This window comes from Streptomyces sp. MAR4 CNX-425, from assembly GCF_048656465.1.
Taxonomy (GTDB): domain Bacteria; phylum Actinomycetota; class Actinomycetes; order Streptomycetales; family Streptomycetaceae; genus Streptomyces.
The window spans coordinates 36,980-56,068 of the sequence record NZ_JBMDLF010000006.1; the positions used below are offsets into that span (position 1 = coordinate 36,980).

Here is a 19,089-nt window from a genome sequence, read left to right on the forward strand (position 1 = left end):
ACTCGCTCGCCGCGACCCTCGGCTTCGGGGGCACGGCGGACCAGGATCCGGAGGCCGTTCTCTCGCCCGTGCTGCCGGTGCTGTCCTCGTGGCGCAGGCGGCAGGCGGAGCTGTCGGCCGTCTCCACCGCCCGCTACCGGCTCGGCTGGGCGCCGCTGGCCGAACCCGCGTCCGTCACGCTCGCCGGCCGCTGGCTCGTCGTCGTACCGGAGTCGCTGACCGGTTCGACCGAGCCGGACGGTTGGGCGGCGTGGTGTGCCGACGCGCTGCGCGGCGCGGGTGCCGAGGCCGTCACGCTGCCGGTGGACGTCGCCGCCGCGGACCGGACCGCGCTCGCCAAGGCCCTCGGCGCTCTGGCGGACGACGACGGTGCGCCGGTGGCCGGTGTCCTGTCCCTGCTGGCGCTGGCCGACGACGGCCTCGCGCTGCCCGCCGCGGTGACGCTCGTCCAGGCGCTCGGTGACGTCGGCTGGGACGCCCCGCTGTGGAGTCTCACCAGCGGCGCCGTGGCGGCCGTCCCCGCGGAGGCCGTGAGCCGGCCCGGCCAGGCGCAGGTCTGGGGCATGGGCAGGGTGGTGTCGGCCGAGCACCCGGACCGCTGGGGTGGGCTGGTCGACGTCGCGGGGCCGCTGGACGCGCGGGTCGGCCGGATGCTGGCCGCGTGCCTGTCAGGCCGGGACGGTGAGGATCAGGTGGCGCTCCGCCCGGGCGGCGCGTTCGGCTGCCGGCTGCGTACGGCGGCGACGGCCCGTACGCCCGTACGCGACTGGCGGCCGTCCGGCACCGTGCTGGTCACCGGCGGTACGGGCGCCCTCGGCGCCCACGTGGCCCGCTGGCTTGCCGACCGGGGGGCCGGGCATCTGCTGCTCACCAGCCGCCGGGGCGATGAGGCCCCGGGGGCTGCGGAGTTGTGCGCGGAGCTGGCGGCCATGGGCACCGACGTCACCGTCGCCGCCTGCGACGCGGCCGACCGCGAGGCGCTGGCCGCGGCGGTGGCCGCGATCCCGCCGGAGCACCCGCTGACCGCCGTGGTGCACGCCGCCGGTGTGCTGGACGACGGCGTCGTGGACGCCCTCACGCCCGAGCGGCTGGAGCGGGTGCTGCGGCCGAAGGTGGACGCCGCGATCAACCTCCACGAGCTGACCGCGGACCGTGACCTGGACGCCTTTGTCCTGTTCTCCTCGGTCGCCGGCGTTCTCGGCGGCATGGGGCAGGCCAACTACGCGGCCGCCAACGCCCACCTCGACGCCTTCGCCGAGTACCGGCGGGCCGCGGGTCTCCCGGCGACGTCGATCGCCTGGGGCCCGTGGGGCGGCGCGGGCATGGCGGCGGACGAGGCGGTGGAGCGCAACATCCAGAACACCGGTGTCCGGCCGCTGGCCCCCGACACCGCCGTCGCGGCCCTCCAGGAGGCCCTCGACCGGGACGAGACGCACCTCGTGGTCGCCGACCTCGACTGGCCGCTCGTCTCCGCCGCGCAGGGCGAGGCGATCCGGCGCAATCCGCTGCTCGCCGAGTTCCCCGAGGTGCGGGCCGCCTGGCAGGCCGCGGACGACACGGCGGTGGCGGACGGCGCCGCCGCGGCCGGGGCGCTGCGGCAGCGGGTGCAGGGCGCGGGCTCGCGGGCCGACCGCGAGCAGATCGTGCTGGACCTCGTACGGGAGCGGACGGCGACCGTACTCGGCCACCGGACGGCGGACGCCGTCGAGCCCGAGAAGGCGTTCCGGGACCTCGGCCTGGACTCGCTCGGCAGCGTCAAGCTCCGTAACGCCCTCAACGCGGGCACCGGGCTGAAGCTCTCCGCCACCCTCCTCTACGACTACCCCACCCCCCTCGCCCTCGCCCGAAACCTGCTGGACGGGATCGGCGACCCGGACCCGGCCGGCGAGGCGGCCGTCCTCGCCGAGCTGGAGAAGCTCGACGAGACCCTGCGCGTTCTCACGCTCGACGACAGCGGCCGGCGCAAGATCGCCGGGCGGCTGCAGGTGCTGCTCGCCAAGTGCGGCGACGGCGCCGACCACGCGGACGACGACCGTTCGAACGAGGACCTCGACGCGGTGACCGCGGAAGAGCTCTTCGACCTGATCAGTGACGAGTTCGGGAAATCGTGATGGCGCTCCCCACCGCACCGAACACGCCCACGGCCCGCCCGGACAACTCAAGGAGCTTGCGCTAATGGAGAACGAGAAGAAGCTTCTCGACCACCTCAAGTGGGTCACCGCAGAGCTGCGGCAGGCCCGCCAGCGGCTCCGTCAGCTCGAAACGGACGGCGACGAGCCGATCGCCATCGTCGGCATGGCCTGCCGGCTGCCGGGCGGCGTGACGACCCCCGAGGACCTGTGGCAGCTGGTCGCGAACGGCACCGACGCGATCTCCGAGTTCCCCACGAACCGCGGCTGGGACACCGACGCCCTCTACCACCCGGACCCGGACAACCCCGGGACCAGCTACTCCAAGCACGGCGGCTTCCTGCACGACGCCGCGGAGTTCGACCCCGAGTTCTTCGGCATGAGCCCGCGCGAGGCCACGGCGACGGATCCGCAGCAGCGGCTGCTGCTGGAGACGGCGTGGGAGGCGTTCGAGCGGGCGGGCATCGACCCCGCCGCGGAGCGCGGCCGTCCGGTCGGTGTCTTCGCCGGCGTCGAGGACCAGGACTACATCAGCCGCCTGGACTCCGTACCGGAGGAGTACGAGGGGTTCATCGGCACCGGCGCCTCGATGAGCGTCGCCTCCGGGCGCGTGTCGTACACCTTCGGCTTCGAGGGCCCGGCGGTGACGGTGGACACGGCGTGTTCGTCGTCGCTGGTGGCCATGCACCTGGCGTGCGAGTCGCTGCGGAAGGGCGAGTCGTCGCTGGCCCTCGCCGGGGGTGTCACCGTCATGTCGGCGCCCACCTGCTTCGTGATCTTCAGCAGGCAGCGGGCCATGTCCCCCGACGGCCGCTGCAAGCCGTTCGCGGCCGGGGCCGACGGGACGGGCTGGTCGGAGGGCGCGGGCGTGCTGCTGCTGGAGCGGCTGTCGGACGCGGTACGCAACGGGCACCGGGTGCTGGCGGTGGTGCGCGGCTCGGCGATCAACCAGGACGGGGCGTCCAACGGCCTGACCGCGCCGAACGGTCCGGCACAGCGCAAGGCTATCGAGCAGGCGCTCGTGAGCGCGCGGCTGTCGGCGTCGGATGTCGATGCGGTGGAGGCGCACGGTACGGGGACCACGCTGGGCGACCCGATCGAGGCGCAGGCCCTGCTGGACACGTACGGCAAGAACCGCGCCGACCGGCAGCCGCTGTGGCTGGGGTCGCTGAAGTCGAACCTCGGGCATACGCGTGCCGCCTCCGGCGTGGCGGGCGTGATCAAGATGGTGATGGCGATGCGGGAGGGGATCCTTCCGCAGACGTTGCACGTGGACGAGCCGTCGCCGCACGTGGACTGGACCGAGGGCGCGGTGGAGCTGCTGACGGAGCGGCGGCCGTGGGACGTGGCGGAGGAGCGGCCGCGGCGTGCGGGCGTGTCGTCGTTCGGCATGAGCGGGACGAACGCGCACGTCATCATCGAGCAGGCGCAAGAGGCCGAGGTCGCGGCCGAGGTGGTCGAGCCGGGTGGCGTCGTGGCGTGGCCGGTGTCCGGGCACACGCCGGAGGCGTTGGCGGCGCAGGCGGGGCGGTTGCATGCGCACCTGAGTGAGCACGGCGAGATCAGCGCGGCGCAGGCCGCGCACAGCCTGGTCGCTACGCGTACCGCGCTTGATCACCGGGCCGTGGTCGTGGGGGCCGAGCGGGACGAGCTGCTGGAGGGACTGGCGGCGATCGCCGCTGGCGAGCCGTCCGCGCGGGTGGTCGGCGGCGAGGTCCAGTCCGCGGGGAAGACGGTGTTCGTCTTCCCGGGGCAGGGCGCGCAGTGGGCGGGCATGGCCGCCGACCTGATCGACGCCGAGCCCGTCTTCGCGCAGGCCATCGCGGAGTGCGAGACGGCCCTTTCGGTGTACGCGGGCGACTGGTCACTGACGGACGTGCTCGCCGACCCCGAGGGGGTGTTGCTGGAGCGGGTGGATGTGGTCCAGCCCGCGCTGTTCGCCGTCATGGTCAGCCTGGCGCGGCTGTGGCAGCACCACGGCATCCAGCCCGACGCCGTCATCGGCCACTCCCAAGGCGAAATCGCCGCCGCCCACATCGCCGGCGCCCTCACCCTGGAGGACGCGGCGAAGGTCGTCTGCCTGCGCAGCCAGGCCATCCGCGCGCTGTCCGGCAAGGGCGCGATGGCGTCGGTGGCGCTGCCGCACGACGAGGTCGCGGACGCCATCGCCGCCTGGGACGGCAAGCTGTCCGTCGCGGTCGTCAACAGCCCCACCGCCACCGTCATCTCCGGCGACACCGACGCGGTGAAGGCATACCTCGCCCAATGCGAGGAAGCGGGCGTACGCAACCGGCTGCTGCCCGTCGACTACGCCTCCCACGGCCCCCACGTCACCGAACTCCGCGACACCCTCCTCGACGTCCTGGCCGGACTGGAGCCCGCGGCAGCCTCGATCCCGTTCTACTCCACCGTCACCGGCGAAGAGTTCGACACCACCGGCCTGACCGCCGACTACTGGTACACCAACCTCCGCGAAACCGTCCGCTTCCACCACACCCTCACCCACCTCATCGACACCGGCCACACCACCTACGTCGAAACCAGCCCCCACCCGACGCTGACGACGGCCATCACCGACACCCCCACCGAAACCCCGGTGACCGTGACCGGCACCCTCCGCCGCCACGAACACTCCCCCACCCAACTCCGCCTCGCCCTCGCCCACCTCCACACCCACGGCACCCCGGTCGACTGGCACACCACCCCCACCCCCCTGGCGGACCTCCCCACCTACGCCTTCCAGCACCAGCCCTACTGGCTCGACGTCCCCGCCACCAACAGCAACCCCGCCACCCTCGGCCTCCAGGACACGAACCACCCCCTGCTCCCCGCCACCCTGCAACTCGCCGAGGGCAGCGACGAGTCCACCGTCCTCACCGGCAGCCTCAGCCTCCGCACCCACCCCTGGCTTTCTGACCACGCCGTCAACGGCACCGTCCTCCTCCCCGGCACCGCCTTCGTCGACCTCGCCCTCCACGCCGGCGACCACACCGCCCACCCCCACCTGGCCGAACTCACCCTCCAAGCCCCCCTCGTCATCCCCGCCAGCACCACCCTCCAGCTTCAGGTGATCACCGGGCTGACGGATGAGCCCGGCACGCGGACCGTCACCGTCCACTCCCGCCCCGAGGGAGCCGACGCCGACGAGCCGTGGACCACGCACGCCCGCGGGACTCTCGCCGCCCACTCCCCCGCCGCGCCCGCCGCGGACGGGGCTCTCACCACCTGGCCGCCCCCGGGCGCCGAGGCACTCTCCACGGACACCCTCTACGACGACCTCGCCGCCCACGGCTACGACTACGGCCCCGCCTTCCGTGGCCTGACCGCGGCGTGGCGCCAGGGCGACGACCTCTTCGCCGAGGTACGCGTCGACGCCGACACCGACGGCTACGGCGTCCACCCCGCGCTGCTCGACGCCGCCCTGCACACCCTCGCCCTCGACGGAAGCGCCACCGGCGAGGTGCTGCTGCCGTTCGCGTGGAGCGACGTGGAGCTGCACGCCACCGGCGCCACGGCCCTGCGCGTACGACTCGTCCGCCACTCTGCGACCAGCGCCGAGCTGACCCTCGCCGACCCGGCGGGCCAGCCCGTCGCCCGGGTCGGCCGCCTGACCCTGCGCCCGGTGGACCCGGCGCAGCTCAAGGCCGCCGCCGTCGCCCGCCCGCACAGTTCGCTGTTCTCCGTCGCGTGGACGCCCGTGCCCGTACCGGAGGCGACGCCCGGGGCGGCGTCCGGCGGGGGCTGGGCGGCCGTGGCGCTCGGGGTTCCGGCGGGGTGGCTGGACGGTCGGCCGGTCCACGCCGTGCTCGACGCCGGGGACGCGGACGCTTCCGTACCGGCGCGGGTGCAGGCCGCCGCCGAGCGCGCGCTGGCCGTGGTGCAGGAGTGGCTGGCCGACGACGCGCGTGCCGGGGACCGGCTGGTCGTCGTCACCGGGAACGCCGTCGCCGCGCAACCGGGTGAGGCGCTCGCCGACCTGGTGCACGCCTCCCTGTGGGGGCTGCTCCGCAGCGCGCAGAGCGAGAACCCCGGCCGCATCGTCCTCGTCGACACCGACGGGCACCCCGACAGCCTTGCGGCGCTGCCCGCCGCGCTCACCCTCGACGAGCCGCAAATCGCCCTGCGCGAGGGCACCGTGCACGTGCCGCGGCTGACCCGGTATCCCGGGGCCGAGCGGTTCGCGGCGGCGGGCGACGGCGTCGGTACGCGGCTGGGCGTCACCGGCCGCGGGACGCTGGAGGACCTGGGTCTGGTGGACTTCCCGGCGGCCCGGGCACCGCTCGCACCCGGCGAGGTGCGGATCCGGCTGCACGCGGCGGGGCTGAACTTCCGCGACGTGGCCGTCGCCCTCGGCGTGGTGGACGACGCGCGCGCCCTGGGCGGCGAGGGCGCCGGTGTCGTCCTGGAAGCGGCTCCGGACGTCACCCATGTGGCGGTCGGCGACCGCGTGATGGGGCTGATCCACGGTACGGGCCCGGTGACCAAGGCCGACGCGCGGATGCTGACGGCCGTGCCGGAGGGGTGGAGCTTCGCCGAGGCGGCGACGCTGCCGATCGTCTTCCTCACCGCGTACCTCGGGCTGGCGGACCTGGCGCGGATCCGGCCCGGCGAGAAGCTGCTGGTGCACGCCGGCGCCGGCGGTGTCGGCATGGCGACGCTCCAGCTGGCGCGGCACTGGGGTGTGGAGGTCTTCGCCACCGCGAGCCCCGGCAAGCAGCATGTCCTGCGGGAGTACGGGCTGGACGACGCGCACATCGCGTCGTCGCGCACGCTGGACTTCGAGGAACACTTCCGTACGGCGACCGGCGGCGCGGGAGTGGACGTCGTACTGAACTCCCTCGCGGGGGACTTCGTCGACGCCTCGCTGCGGCTGCTGGGCGACGGCGGCCGGTTCATGGAGATGGGCAAGACGGACATCCGCGACGCCGAGACGGTCGCCGCGGACCACGCGGGCGTCTCCTACCGCGCGTTCGACCTCGGTGAGGCGGCTCCGGAGCGGGTTCGGGTCATGCTCGCCGAGCTGCGTGAGCTGTGCGAGGCGGGGACGATCCGGCCGCTGCCGGTCACGGCGTGGGACTTCCACGAGGCGCGCACCGCCCTGCGGTACTTCAGCCAGGCGCGGCACATCGGCAAGGTGGTCCTCACCCTGCCCGCCCCGTTCCGCGCCGACGGCACCGTGCTGGTCACGGGCGGTACGGGCGTGCTGGGCGGGCACTTCGCGCGGCACCTGGTCACCGAGCACGGCGTACGGGACCTGCTGCTCGTCAGCCGCTCCGGGCCGGCGGCGAGCGGGGCGGCGGAGCTGCGGGAGGAGCTGACGGGGCTGGGCGCCCGGGTCCGTATCGAAGCGTGCGACACGGCGGACCGCGAGCAGCTCGCCGCGCTCCTCGCCACCGTCCCCGCCGAACACCCGCTGAGGGGTGTCATCCACGCGGCGGGGGCGCTGGACGACGCGACGGTCGCCAACCTCACCCCCGAGCGGCTGCGGTCCGTGCTGCGCCCGAAGGCCGACGCGGCCTGGCACCTGCACGAGCTGACCGCCGACGCCGACCTCGACGCCTTCGTCCTGTTCTCCTCGGCCGCCGCCGTCATGGGCGCGCCCGGCCAGGCGAACTACGCGCTGGCCAACACCTTCCTCGACTCCCTCGCCGCGCAGCGCCGCCGAGCCGGCCTGCCGACGCTCTCCCTCGCGTGGGGGTTCTGGGCCGAGGCGTCGGGGCTCACGCGGCACATGGACGCCGACGCCCTCGCCCGCCTGGCGCGCGGCGGCGTGACGCCGCTGGGCACCGAACTGGGCCTGCGGCTGTTCGACGAGGGGCTGGCGAGCGGCCACCCGATGCTGGTCGCCGCCGCGGTGGACGCGAGCCGCGTCGGCGGTACGGTGCCGCCGCTGCTCCGCGGTCTGGTACGAACCGGAGGCCGCCGGGTCGCCGCCTCCGCCGTCGCGGACGGCGGCTCGGGGCTGGCCGGGCAGCTCGCCCGGCTGGGCCGGGAGGACCGGCGCAAGCACGTGCTGAACCTGGTCAACGTCCACGTCGCCGCCGTCCTCGGCCACGGCAGCGGCGCGGCCGTGAACCCGGGCCGCCCCTTCAAGGAGCTGGGCTTCGACTCGCTGACCGCCGTCGAGCTGCGCAACCGCATCGCGGGCGCGACGGGCCTCACCCTCGCGTCGACGCTGATCTTCGACTACCCGACCCCCGCGGTGCTGGCGGACTTCCTCCTCGCCACCGTCCTCGACGAGAGCGACGCGCCGACCACCGCGGCCCTCGTGCCCGCACAGCGCACGACCGCGGCGGACGACGAGCCGATCGCGATCGTCGGCATGGCGTGCCGCTTCCCGGGCGGCGTCAGGTCGCCGGAGGACCTGTGGCAGATGCTCGCCGAGGGCCGCACCGGGATCGGGGAGTTCCCCGAGGACCGCGGCTGGGACCTGGACGCGATCTTCGACCCCGAGCCGTCGCGCTTCGGGACCTCGTACGTCCGACGCGGTGGTTTCCTGTACGACGCCGCCGAGTTCGACCACGCCCTGTTCCGGATCAGCCCGCGCGAGGCCACGGCGACGGATCCGCAGCAGCGGTTGCTGCTGGAGACGGCGTGGGAGACGTTCGAGCGGGCGGGCATGGACCCGCAGTCGATGCACGGCAGCCGGACCGGTGTGTTCACCGGCCTGGTCAACCAGGACTACCTGACGCGTCTGCCGTCCGTGCCCGACGAGTACGAGGGCTTCATGGGCACGGGAACGCTCGGCAGCATCGCGTCGGGGCGGATCTCGTACACGCTGGGGCTTGAAGGTCCGGCGGTGACGGTGGACACGGCGTGTTCGTCGTCGCTGGTGGCACTGCACATGGCGGCCCAGTCGCTCCGGCAGGGCGAGTGCGACCTCGCGCTGGCCGGAGGAGTCACCGTGATGCCGACGCCGCACGCCTTCGTCGTCTTCAGCCGGCAGCGCGGGCTCGCGCCCGACGGGCTGTGCAAGGCGTTCGCGGACGGCGCGGACGGCACCGGCTGGTCGGAGGGCGTGGGGCTGCTGCTCGTGGAGCGGCTGTCGGACGCGCGGCGCAACGGGCACAAGGTGCTGGCGGTGGTGCGCGGGTCGGCGGTCAACCAGGACGGCGCGTCGAACGGCCTGACCGCGCCGAACGGGCCGTCGCAGCAGCGGGTGATCCGGCAGGCACTGGCGAATGCGGGTTTGTCGACTTCGGATGTGGATGCGGTGGAGGCGCACGGTACGGGGACGACGCTGGGCGACCCGATCGAGGCGCAGGCGCTGCTGGCGACGTACGGGGAGAAGCGCCCGGACGACGCGCCGCTGTGGCTGGGGTCGCTGAAGTCGAACCTGGGGCACACGCAGGCCGCGGCGGGTGTCGGCGGCGTCATCAAGATGGTCATGGCGATGCGGGAAGGGGTCCTCCCGCGGACGTTGCACGTCGACGCGCCCTCGTCGCACATCGACTGGACCGCGGGCGCGGTGCAACTGCTCACGGAGCAGCGGCCGTGGACGGTGGATGAGGAGCGGCCGCGGCGGGCGGGGGTGTCGTCGTTCGGCATGAGCGGCACCAACGCCCACATCATCATCGAGCAGGCGCAAGAGGCCGAGGTCGCGGCCGAGGTGGTCGAGCCGGGTGGCGTGGTGGCGTGGCCGGTGTCCGGGCACACGCCGCAGGCGCTCGCCGACCAGGCCGCACGACTCCACGCCCACCTGACGGAGCGGCCGGAGATGTCGCCGACGCAGGTGGCACACAGCCTGGTCACCACGCGCTCGGCCCTCGGCTACCGGGCGGTGGTCGTGGGTGGTGAGCGGGACGAACTACTGGAAGGGCTGGCGGCGGTGGCGGCGGGTGAGCCCTCCGCGCGCGTCGTCGCGAGCAGCGAGCAGTCCGAAGGCAAGACGGTGTTCGTCTTCCCGGGTCAGGGTGCGCAGTGGGCGGGCATGGCCGCCGACCTGATCGACGCCGAGCCCGTCTTCGCCCAGGCCATCGCGGAGTGTGAGACGGCCCTTTCGGCCTACGCGGACGACTGGTCGCTGACGGACGTGCTGTCCGACCCGGAAGGGGTGTTGCTGGAGCGGGTGGATGTGGTCCAGCCCGCGCTGTTCGCCGTGATGGTCAGCCTGGCGCGGCTGTGGCAGCACCACGGCATCCAGCCCGACGCCGTCATCGGCCACTCCCAAGGCGAAATCGCCGCCGCCCACATCGCCGGCGCCCTCACGCTGGAGGACGCGGCCAAGGTCGTGTGCCTGCGCAGCCAGGCGATCCGGGCCCTGTCCGGCAAGGGCACCATGGCGTCGGTGGCACTGCCGCACGACGAGGTCTCGGACGCCATCGCCGCCTGGGACGGCAAGCTTTCCGTAGCGGTGGTCAACAGCCCGACCGCCACCGTGATCTCCGGCGACACCGACGCGGTGAAGGAGTACCTCGCCCAATGTGAGGAAGCAGGTGTACGGAACCGGCTGCTGCCCGTCGACTACGCCTCCCACGGACCGCAGGTCACCGAACTCCGCGACACGATTCTGGACACGCTCGGAGGGCTGGAGCCTGCGGCAGCCTCGATTCCGTTCTACTCCACCGTCACCGGCGAGGAATTCGACACCACCGGCCTGACCGCCGACTACTGGTACACCAACCTCCGCGAAACCGTCCGCTTCCACCACACCCTCACCCACCTCATCAACACCGGCCACACCACCTACGTCGAAACCAGCCCCCACCCGACACTGACGACGGCCATCACCGACACCGACCCGTCCGCCCTCACCACCGGCACCCTCCGCCGCCACGAACACTCCCCCACCCAACTCCGCCTCGCCCTCGCCCACCTCCACACCCACGGCGCCCCCGTCGACTGGCACACCACCCCCACCACACCCGCCGACCTCCCCACCTACCCCTTCCAACACGCCCACTACTGGCTCGACGTCCCCGCCACCAACAGCGACCCCTCCGACCTGGGCCTCCGTCCCAGCACCCACCCCCTCCTCGGCGCCGCTGTGGACGCCGCCGCGGACGGCGCCGTCACGTTCACCGGCAGCCTCGGCCTCCGCACCCACCCCTGGCTCGCCGACCACGCCGTCAACGGCACCGTCCTCCTCCCCGGCACCGCCTTCGTCGACCTCGCCCTCCACGCCGGCGACCACACCGCCCACCCCCACCTGGCCGAACTCACCCTCCAAGCCCCCCTCGTCATCCCCGCCACCACCACCCTCCAACTCCAGGTGTCGGTCGGCCCGCCCGACGGCGGCGAGGACCGTTCGGTCAGCGTTCACTCCCGGGGTTCCGACGACGAGCCGTGGACGCTGCACGCCGTCGGCGTGCTCACCGCGCGCTCGGCCGAGCCGCCCGTCGCCGACGACCTCGCCGCGTGGCCCCCGGCCGGTGCCGAGCAGGTCCCGGTCGGCGATCTGTACGAGGCGTTCGCCGCCCGCGGCAACGAGTACGGGCCGGTCTTCCAGGGGCTCGCCGCGGCCTGGCGCGGGGGCGACAGCCTCTACGCCGAGGTCGGCCTCGACGCCTCGACCGACGCGTCCGGCTTCGACGTCCACCCGGCGCTGCTCGACGCCGCGCTCCACACGCTCGGGCTCACCGACGCCATCAGCGGCGGCGTGTTCCTGCCGTTCTCGTGGAACGACGTCAGCGTCTACGCGACCGGGGCGGGCGCCGTCCGGGCGCGGGTCACGCGGGTCGACGAGACGACGGTCGCCGTCGCGCTGGCCGACGTCGAGGGCCGGCCGGTCGCCACGGTGGGTTCGCTTGTGCTGCGTCCGCTCGACCCGGGGCAGCTCGCCCAGGCCCGTACGAGCACGCACAACCGGCTCTTCCGCATGGACTGGACCGCCGCTGCCCCGCCGGCCGCCGGTGCGTCCGCCGCCGCGCCTGGCGACTGGACCGTCCTCACCGCGGGTGTGCCGGCGGACGCCGTGCCGTCGGCGGCGGGCCGGTTGCACGTGGCGCCCGCGGACCCGGCGGGCCCGCTGCCCGCCCAGGTCCACCACGCCGCGGCCGAGGCCCTCGGGCTCGTACAGGAATGGCTCGCGGACGACGCGAACGCCGACCGGCGCCTCGTCGTCGTCACCCGGCGGGCCGTCGCCGCGTCCTCCGACGAGGACGTCGCCGACCTCGTCCACGCGCCCCTGTGGGGTCTGGTCCGCAGCGCCCAGAGCGAGCACCCGGGCCGCGTCGTCCTCCTCGACACCGATGACCCTTCCGCCGACCTCACCGGCCACGTCGAGACCGCCCTTGCTCTCGACGAACCCCAGCTCGCCGTGCGCAACGGGCAGCCTCTCGTCCCCCGGCTCGCCCGGTACGCTCCCCCGGCCGGGGACTCCCTGGCCCTCGACCCCGGGGGCACCGTCCTGGTCACCGGCGGTACCGGCACGCTCGGCGCGCACACCGCCCGCCACCTCGTGACCGCGCACGGCGTTCGGCATCTGCTGCTCACCAGCCGCAGCGGTCCCGACGCGCCCCACGCGGCGGCGCTCCGCGAGGAGCTGACGGCCCTCGGCGCGGACGTACGCATCGCCGCCTGCGACGTCGCAGACCGCGACGAACTCGCCGCGCTCCTCGGCACCGTTCCCGGCGACCACCCGCTGACCGCCGTCTTCCACACCGCCGGCGCGCTGGCCGACGCCACCCTGCACAACCTCACCCCCGGCCACCTGGCCACCGTGCTCCGCCCCAAGGTCGACGCGGCGTGGCACCTGCACGAGCTGACCCGGCACCTCGACCTCGGCGCCTTCGTCCTCTACTCGTCCGCCGCCGCCACCCTCGGCGCGACGGGCCAGGCGAACTACGCCGCCGCCAACACCTTCCTGGACGCCCTCGCCCGCCACCGCCACCACCACGGCCTGCCCGCCGTCAGCCTCGCCTGGGGCTACTGGGCCGAGCAGTCCGGCATGACGGGGCACATGGACGGCACCGACGTCGCCCGCCTCTCCCGCGGCGGCCTCGCGCCGCTGACCACCGAGCAGGGCCTCGCCCTCCTCGACGCGGGCTGCGTCTCCGCGGTGCCGTTCCTCGTCCCGGCCGCCGTCGACCCGGCGCGGCTCGACGCGGCGCAGGCGCCGGCCCTGTTCCGCGGCCTGCTGCCCGTCCGGCGGCGCCAGGCCGCCGCGGCGGGCGCGGCGGGCGGTGGCGGCGACGGCTCCTCCGCCCTCGCGCGGCGGCTCTCGGGTCTCGGGGCCGACGAGCAGCGGGAGGTGCTGGAGCGGCTCGTGGCGAGCCACGTCGGGACGGTGCTGGGGCACGGCGAGGACGCCGTGGCCGTCAACCGCTCGTTCAAGGATCTCGGCATCGACTCCCTCACCGCGGTCGAGCTGCGCAACGGGCTGTCCGCCGCGGTCGGCGAGCGGCTGCCCGCCACCCTCGTCTTCGACCACCCCACGCCCGCCGCGCTCGCGGAGTATTTGCGCAGGACGGTGCTCGGCGTCGGGTCCGAGGCCGTGGTGCCGGCGGCCGGCGCCCGGGTGGAGGGCGATCCGATCGCGATCGTGGGGATGGCGTGCCGCTATCCGGGCGACGTGCGTTCGCCCGAGGACCTGTGGCGGCTGGTGGCCGAGGGGCGCGACGCGATCGGCGCGTTCCCGGAGAACCGCGGCTGGGACACCGAGGCGCTGTTCGACGCCGACCCCGACCATCCGGGTACGTCGTACGTCCGCGAGGGCGGCTTCCTGTACGAGGCCGAGCAGTTCGACCCCGCGGTCTTCGGCATGAGCCCGCGGGAGGCGACCGCGACGGATCCGCAGCACCGGCTGCTGCTGGAGACCGCGTGGGAGACGTTCGAGCGCGCGGGCCTCGACCCGCGGTCGCTGCACGGCAGCCGCACCGGCGTGTTCACCGGGGTCATCTCGCAGGACTACTACTCGCGGCTGTCCCGGATCCCGGAGGGGTTCGAGGGGCAGATCGGGATCGGCAGCGCGGGCAGCGTCGCGTCCGGCCGCGTCTCGTACGCCTTCGGTCTGGAGGGCCCGGCGATCACGGTGGACACGGCGTGTTCGTCGTCGCTGGTGGCGCTGCACATGGCGGGCCAGGCGCTGCGCGAGGGCGAGTGCGAACTCGCCCTGGTGGGCGGTGTGTCGGTGATGGCGAGCCCGAACATGTTCGTGGAGTTCAGCCGGCAGCGGGGGCTGGCGCCGGACGGGCGCTGCAAGGCTTTCGCGGCGGGCGCGGACGGCACGGGCTGGTCGGAGGGCGTGGGGCTGCTGCTCGTGGAGCGGCTGTCGGACGCGCGGCGCAACGGCCATCCGGTCCTCGCCGTCGTCCGCGGGTCGGCCGTCAACCAGGACGGCGCGTCCAACGGCCTGACGGCGCCCAACGGGCCGTCCCAGGAGCGCGTCGTCCGCCAGGCGCTGGCGGGCGCGGGGCTGTCGGCCGCCGACGTCGACGCCGTCGAGGCGCACGGCACCGGCACGAGCCTCGGCGACCCGATCGAGGCGCAGGCGCTGCTGGCCACGTACGGCCAGGGCCGGCCCGCGGACGCGCCGCTGCGGCTCGGCTCGGTCAAGTCCAACATCGGCCACACCCAGGCCGCGGCCGGGGTCGGCGGTGTGATCAAGATGGTGCAGGCCATGCGGTACGGGCTGCTGCCCCGGACGCTGCACGTGGACGAGCCGTCGCCGCACGTCGACTGGTCGGCGGGTGCCGTGGAGCTGCTGCGCGACGAGGTGCCGTGGCCGCGGGCGGGGAAGCCGCGGCGGGCGGGGGTGTCGTCGTTCGGCATGAGCGGCACCAACGCGCACGTGATCATCGAGGAGCCGCCGGCCGACGACGCGGCCGCCGCCGATGCGCCGGCTGTGCCGGGGCCGGTGGTGTGGCCGGTGTCCGGGCACACGGCGGAGGCGCTGGCGGCGCAGGCCGGGCGGCTGCGGACGTACCTCGACGAGCACCCCGGGGCCGACACGCGCGCGGTGGCCGCCTCGCTGGTGCGTTCGCGCGCGGTGCTGGACCACCGGGCGGTGGTCTTCGGTACGGACCGCGCCCGGCTGCTCGCCGGGCTGGACGCTGTCGCGCGCGGCGAGGACGCGCCCGGCGCGGTCGCCGGGCGGTACCGGGCGGGGAAGCTGGCGGTGCTGTTCAGCGGCCAGGGCGCGCAGCGCGCGGGCATGGGCGCGGAGCTGTACGAGACGTACCCGGTGTTCGCCGAGGCGCTGGACGAAGCCTGCGCGGCGCTGGACGCCCACCTGCCGCGGCCGCTCAAGCCGCTGCTGTTCGCGGCGGCCGAGAGTGCCGAGGCCGGGCTGCTCAACGACACCACGTACACGCAGCCCGCGCTGTTCGCCTACGAGGTCGCCCTCTTCCGGCTGGCGGAGTCGTTCGGGATCCGGCCGGACTTCCTGGCCGGTCACTCGGTCGGGGAGTTGACCGCCGTCCACGTCGCCGGGGTATGGAGCCTCGCCGACGCGGCGCGGCTCGTCGCGACGCGGGCGCGGCTCATGGGGACGCTGCCCGCGGGCGGCGCCATGCTGTCCGTCGCCGCCGACCGCGACACCGTCACCCGGGTTTTGAAGGACGTCGACGGCGCCTCGGTCGCCGCGCACAACTCGCCCGTCTCCACGGTCGTCTCCGGCGACGCCGACGCCATGGACACGGTCGCGGAGCGCTGCTCCGACATCGGGGTGCCGGCCCGGCGGCTGCGGGTCAGCCACGCCTTCCACTCCGCGCACATGGACCCGATCCTGGCGGAGTTCCGCGCGGCCGTCGCCGATACGTCCGCGCGGCGCGGCGCGCTGCCGGTCGTCTCCGGCCGCACCGGCCTGCCGCTCACGCCGGACCAGGCCGCTTCGCCCGACTACTGGGCGGAGCAGCTGCGGCACACCGTCGAATACGCCGCCGTCACGGCCCACCTGGAGCAGGCCGGCACCACCGCGTACCTCGAACTCGGCCCCGACACCACCCTGACGACCCTCACCGCCGACACCCTCACCGCGCCCGCCACCGCGGTCGCGGCCCAGCAGCGCAAGCGGGGGCAGGTCGACGCCTTCACCGGCGCGCTGGCCGCGGTCCACACGGTGCACGCCCCCGTGGCCTGGCCGACCGCCGCGGCGCCGCTGCTCGGCGACCTCCCCACCTACGCCTTCCAGCACCAGCGCTACTGGCTCGACGCCCTGCCCGCGGCCGGGGACGCCGAGGGGCTGGGGCTCGGGGCGGCCGACCACCCCCTGCTCGGCGCGGCAGTGGAGCACGCCGACGGCGGCGCCGTCACCTTCACCGGGCGGCTCTCGCCGCGTACGCACCCGTGGCTGGCGGACCACGCCGTCTTCGGGACGGTGCTGCTTCCGGGGAGCGGGTTCGTCGAACTCGCGCTGTACGCGGGCGAGCAGGTCGGCGCGCTCCGGCTGGCGGAGCTGACGCTGGAAGCCCCGCTCGTCGTGCCGGACCAGGGCACCGTGCACCTCCAGGTGCTCGTCGCGGCCGAGGACGGCGACGGCGGGCGCACGGTCACCGTCCACTCGCGGACCGGGCGGGGCGAGCCGTGGACGCTGCACGCCACGGGCCGGCTCACGGCCGCGGGCACGGAGCCCGGTGCCGCGCCGGACCTCACCGTGTGGCCGCCGCCCGGGGCCGAGCCGATCGGCGTCGACTCCGTCTACGACGACCTCGACGTGCGCGGCTACCGGTACGGCCCGGCTTTCCAGGGGCTGACGGCGGCCTGGCGGGACGGCGACGACGTGTACGCCGAGGTCTCGCTCGGCGCCGGGGCCGACGCCACCGGCTACGGGCTCCACCCGGCGCTGCTGGACGCCGCGCTGCACGCGCTGGGCCTGCTGGCGGAGGAGGGCGACGACGCCCGGCTGCCGTTCGCCTGGGCCGGTGTGGAGCTGCACGCCACCGGTGCCACGGCGCTCCGGGTCCACCTGCGGCGCGAGTCCGCGGACACGGCGCGCATCACGCTGGCGGACGCGGCGGGCGCGCCGGTCGCCCGGGTGGAGGCGCTGTCGGTGCGGCCGGTCGACCGCGGCCAGCTCGCGGCGCTCGGCGCGGACGGGCAGGGCAGGCGGCTGTTCGCCGTGGAGTGGACGCCCGCGTCCGTGGCCGGAACGGCGGTCCCGTCGACGCCGTGGGCCGTGCTGTCGGCCGGGGCGGAGGTCCCGGAGGTCGCGCCGGACGGTGCCGGGGCGCCGGACGTGGTCGCGGTCCTCGACGAGCACCCGGACCTTCCGGTGGCCGAGCGGGTGCACCGCGCCGCCGCGCAGGCCCTCGGGCACGTACAGAAGTGGCTGGCCGACGACGCGAACGCCGAACGGCACCTCGTCGTGCTCACCCGCGGGGCCGTCGCCACCGCCGACGACGAGGAGGGCGCCGACCTGGCGCACGCCCCGCTGTGGGGTCTGGTGCGCAGCGCGCAGAGCGAGAACCCGGGCCGGATCACGCTCGTCGACACGGACGGGCACCCCGACAGCCGGTCGGCCCTGCCCGCCGTCCTCACGCTGGACGAGCCGGAGCTCGCCCTGCGCGGCGGCCACGTGCTCGTACCGCGGCTCATCCGCCACTCCGCCGACGCCGGTCCGGCGGTCTCCCTCAACGTCGAGGGCACGGTCCTGGTCACGGGAGGCACCGGCACCCTCGGGGCCCACACCGCGCGCCATCTGGTCGCCGCGCACGGCGTACGCCACCTGCTTCTCACCAGCCGCTCCGGACCCGACGCAGCCGGAGCCACAGAGCTGCACGACGAACTCACCGCCCTCGGCGCCGACGTACACATCACCGCCTGCGACACCGCCGACCGCGACCAACTCGCCACCCTCCTCGACACCATCCCCGACGACCACCCCCTGACCGCCGTCTTCCACACCGCCGGCACCCTCGCCGACGCCACCCTGCACAACCTCACCCCCCACCACCTCACCACCGCCCTGCGCCCCAAGGTCGACGCGGCGTGGCACCTGCACGAGCTGACCGAACACCTCAACCTCGACGCCTTCGTCCTCTACTCTTCCGCCGCCGCCACCCTCGGCGCCCCCGGCCAAGCCAACTACGCCACCGCCAACACCTTCCTCGACACCCTCGCCACCCACCGCCACCACCACGGACTCCCCGCCACCTCACTCGGCTGGGGCCTGTGGGCCGAACAGTCCGGCATGACCGGGCAGCTGGGCGACGACGACGTCGCCCGCCTGACCCGCGGGGGTCTCACGCCGCTGACCACCGAGCAGGGCCTCGCCCTCCTCGACACCGGCATCTCCGCCGCCCGCGCCCACCTGCTGCCCGTCGCCCTCGACACCACCCGGGTCGACCCCGCGTCCGCGCCGCCGCTCCTGCGCACGCTCGTACGCGGCTCCCGCCGGCCGACGGCGGACGGCGGCGGCGCCGGGGCCGACCGGGCGGCGACACTGACCGCGGAGCTGGCCGGGCTCGACCCCGATCAGCGGACCGAGCGGGTCCGGGCGCTGGTGGTCCGCGAGGTGGCCCTGGTCCTGGGGCACAGCGGCGAGCGCGGCATCGAGGCGGACCGGCCGTTCTCGGAGCTGGGCTTCGACTCCCTCACCGCCGTCCAGCTGCGCAACAAGCTGGGCACGCTGGTCGGGCAGCAGCTTCCGGCGACGCTGATCTTCGACTATCCGACGCCGCTGGCGCTGGCCGACCACCTCGCCACGCGCCTCGCCCCCGGGCGCGGCGCGGGCGGCGGGGTCGTCACCGCCGACGACCTCGACCGGCTCGGCGCGACGCTGTCGGCGCGGCCGTCGGACGACCCGGAGCGGGTGGTTCTCGTGGAGCGGCTGGAGGCGTTGCTGTCCCGGCTGGCGGCCCCGGGCGCGTCCGACGAGAGCGGCGAGGAAGTCCTCGACTCGCTGCGCAAAGCGAGCAATGAGGAGCTCTTTAGCTTCGTGGAGAAGGATCTCGGGCTCTGAGCCCGCACGGCCCGGCCCGGGCCGCGATCAACTTCGGCATTTCAATCGGTAAGGCTCGGCAAGGCATGGGAGCAGGACAGATGGCGGACGAAGACAAGCTGCGGGATTACCTGGCACGCG

General features: G+C 74.8%; 2 protein-coding genes. Both read left to right on the top strand.

Annotation, left to right across the window (positions count from 1 at the left end):
- The first annotated feature begins 68 nt into the window (after positions 1 to 68).
- The gene (locus ACHZ99_RS18345) at positions 69 to 2,111 is read left to right on the top strand and encodes an SDR family NAD(P)-dependent oxidoreductase (protein ID WP_420305709.1); all 2,043 of its coding nucleotides are present in this window, start codon (positions 69 to 71) and stop codon (positions 2,109 to 2,111) included.
- Between the two features lie 64 nt (positions 2,112 to 2,175).
- On the top strand, positions 2,176 to 18,969 hold the full coding sequence (locus ACHZ99_RS18350) for an SDR family NAD(P)-dependent oxidoreductase (protein WP_420305710.1): 16,794 nt from the start codon (positions 2,176 to 2,178) through the stop codon (positions 18,967 to 18,969).
- The last annotated feature ends 120 nt before the right edge of the window (positions 18,970 to 19,089 follow it).

Bases quoted from the DNA above. Each gene is read 5' to 3' on its own strand.
- ACHZ99_RS18350 (WP_420305710.1), top strand. From the start codon at position 2,176: ATGGAGAACGAGAAGAAGCTTCTCGACCACCTCAAGTGGGTCACCGCA.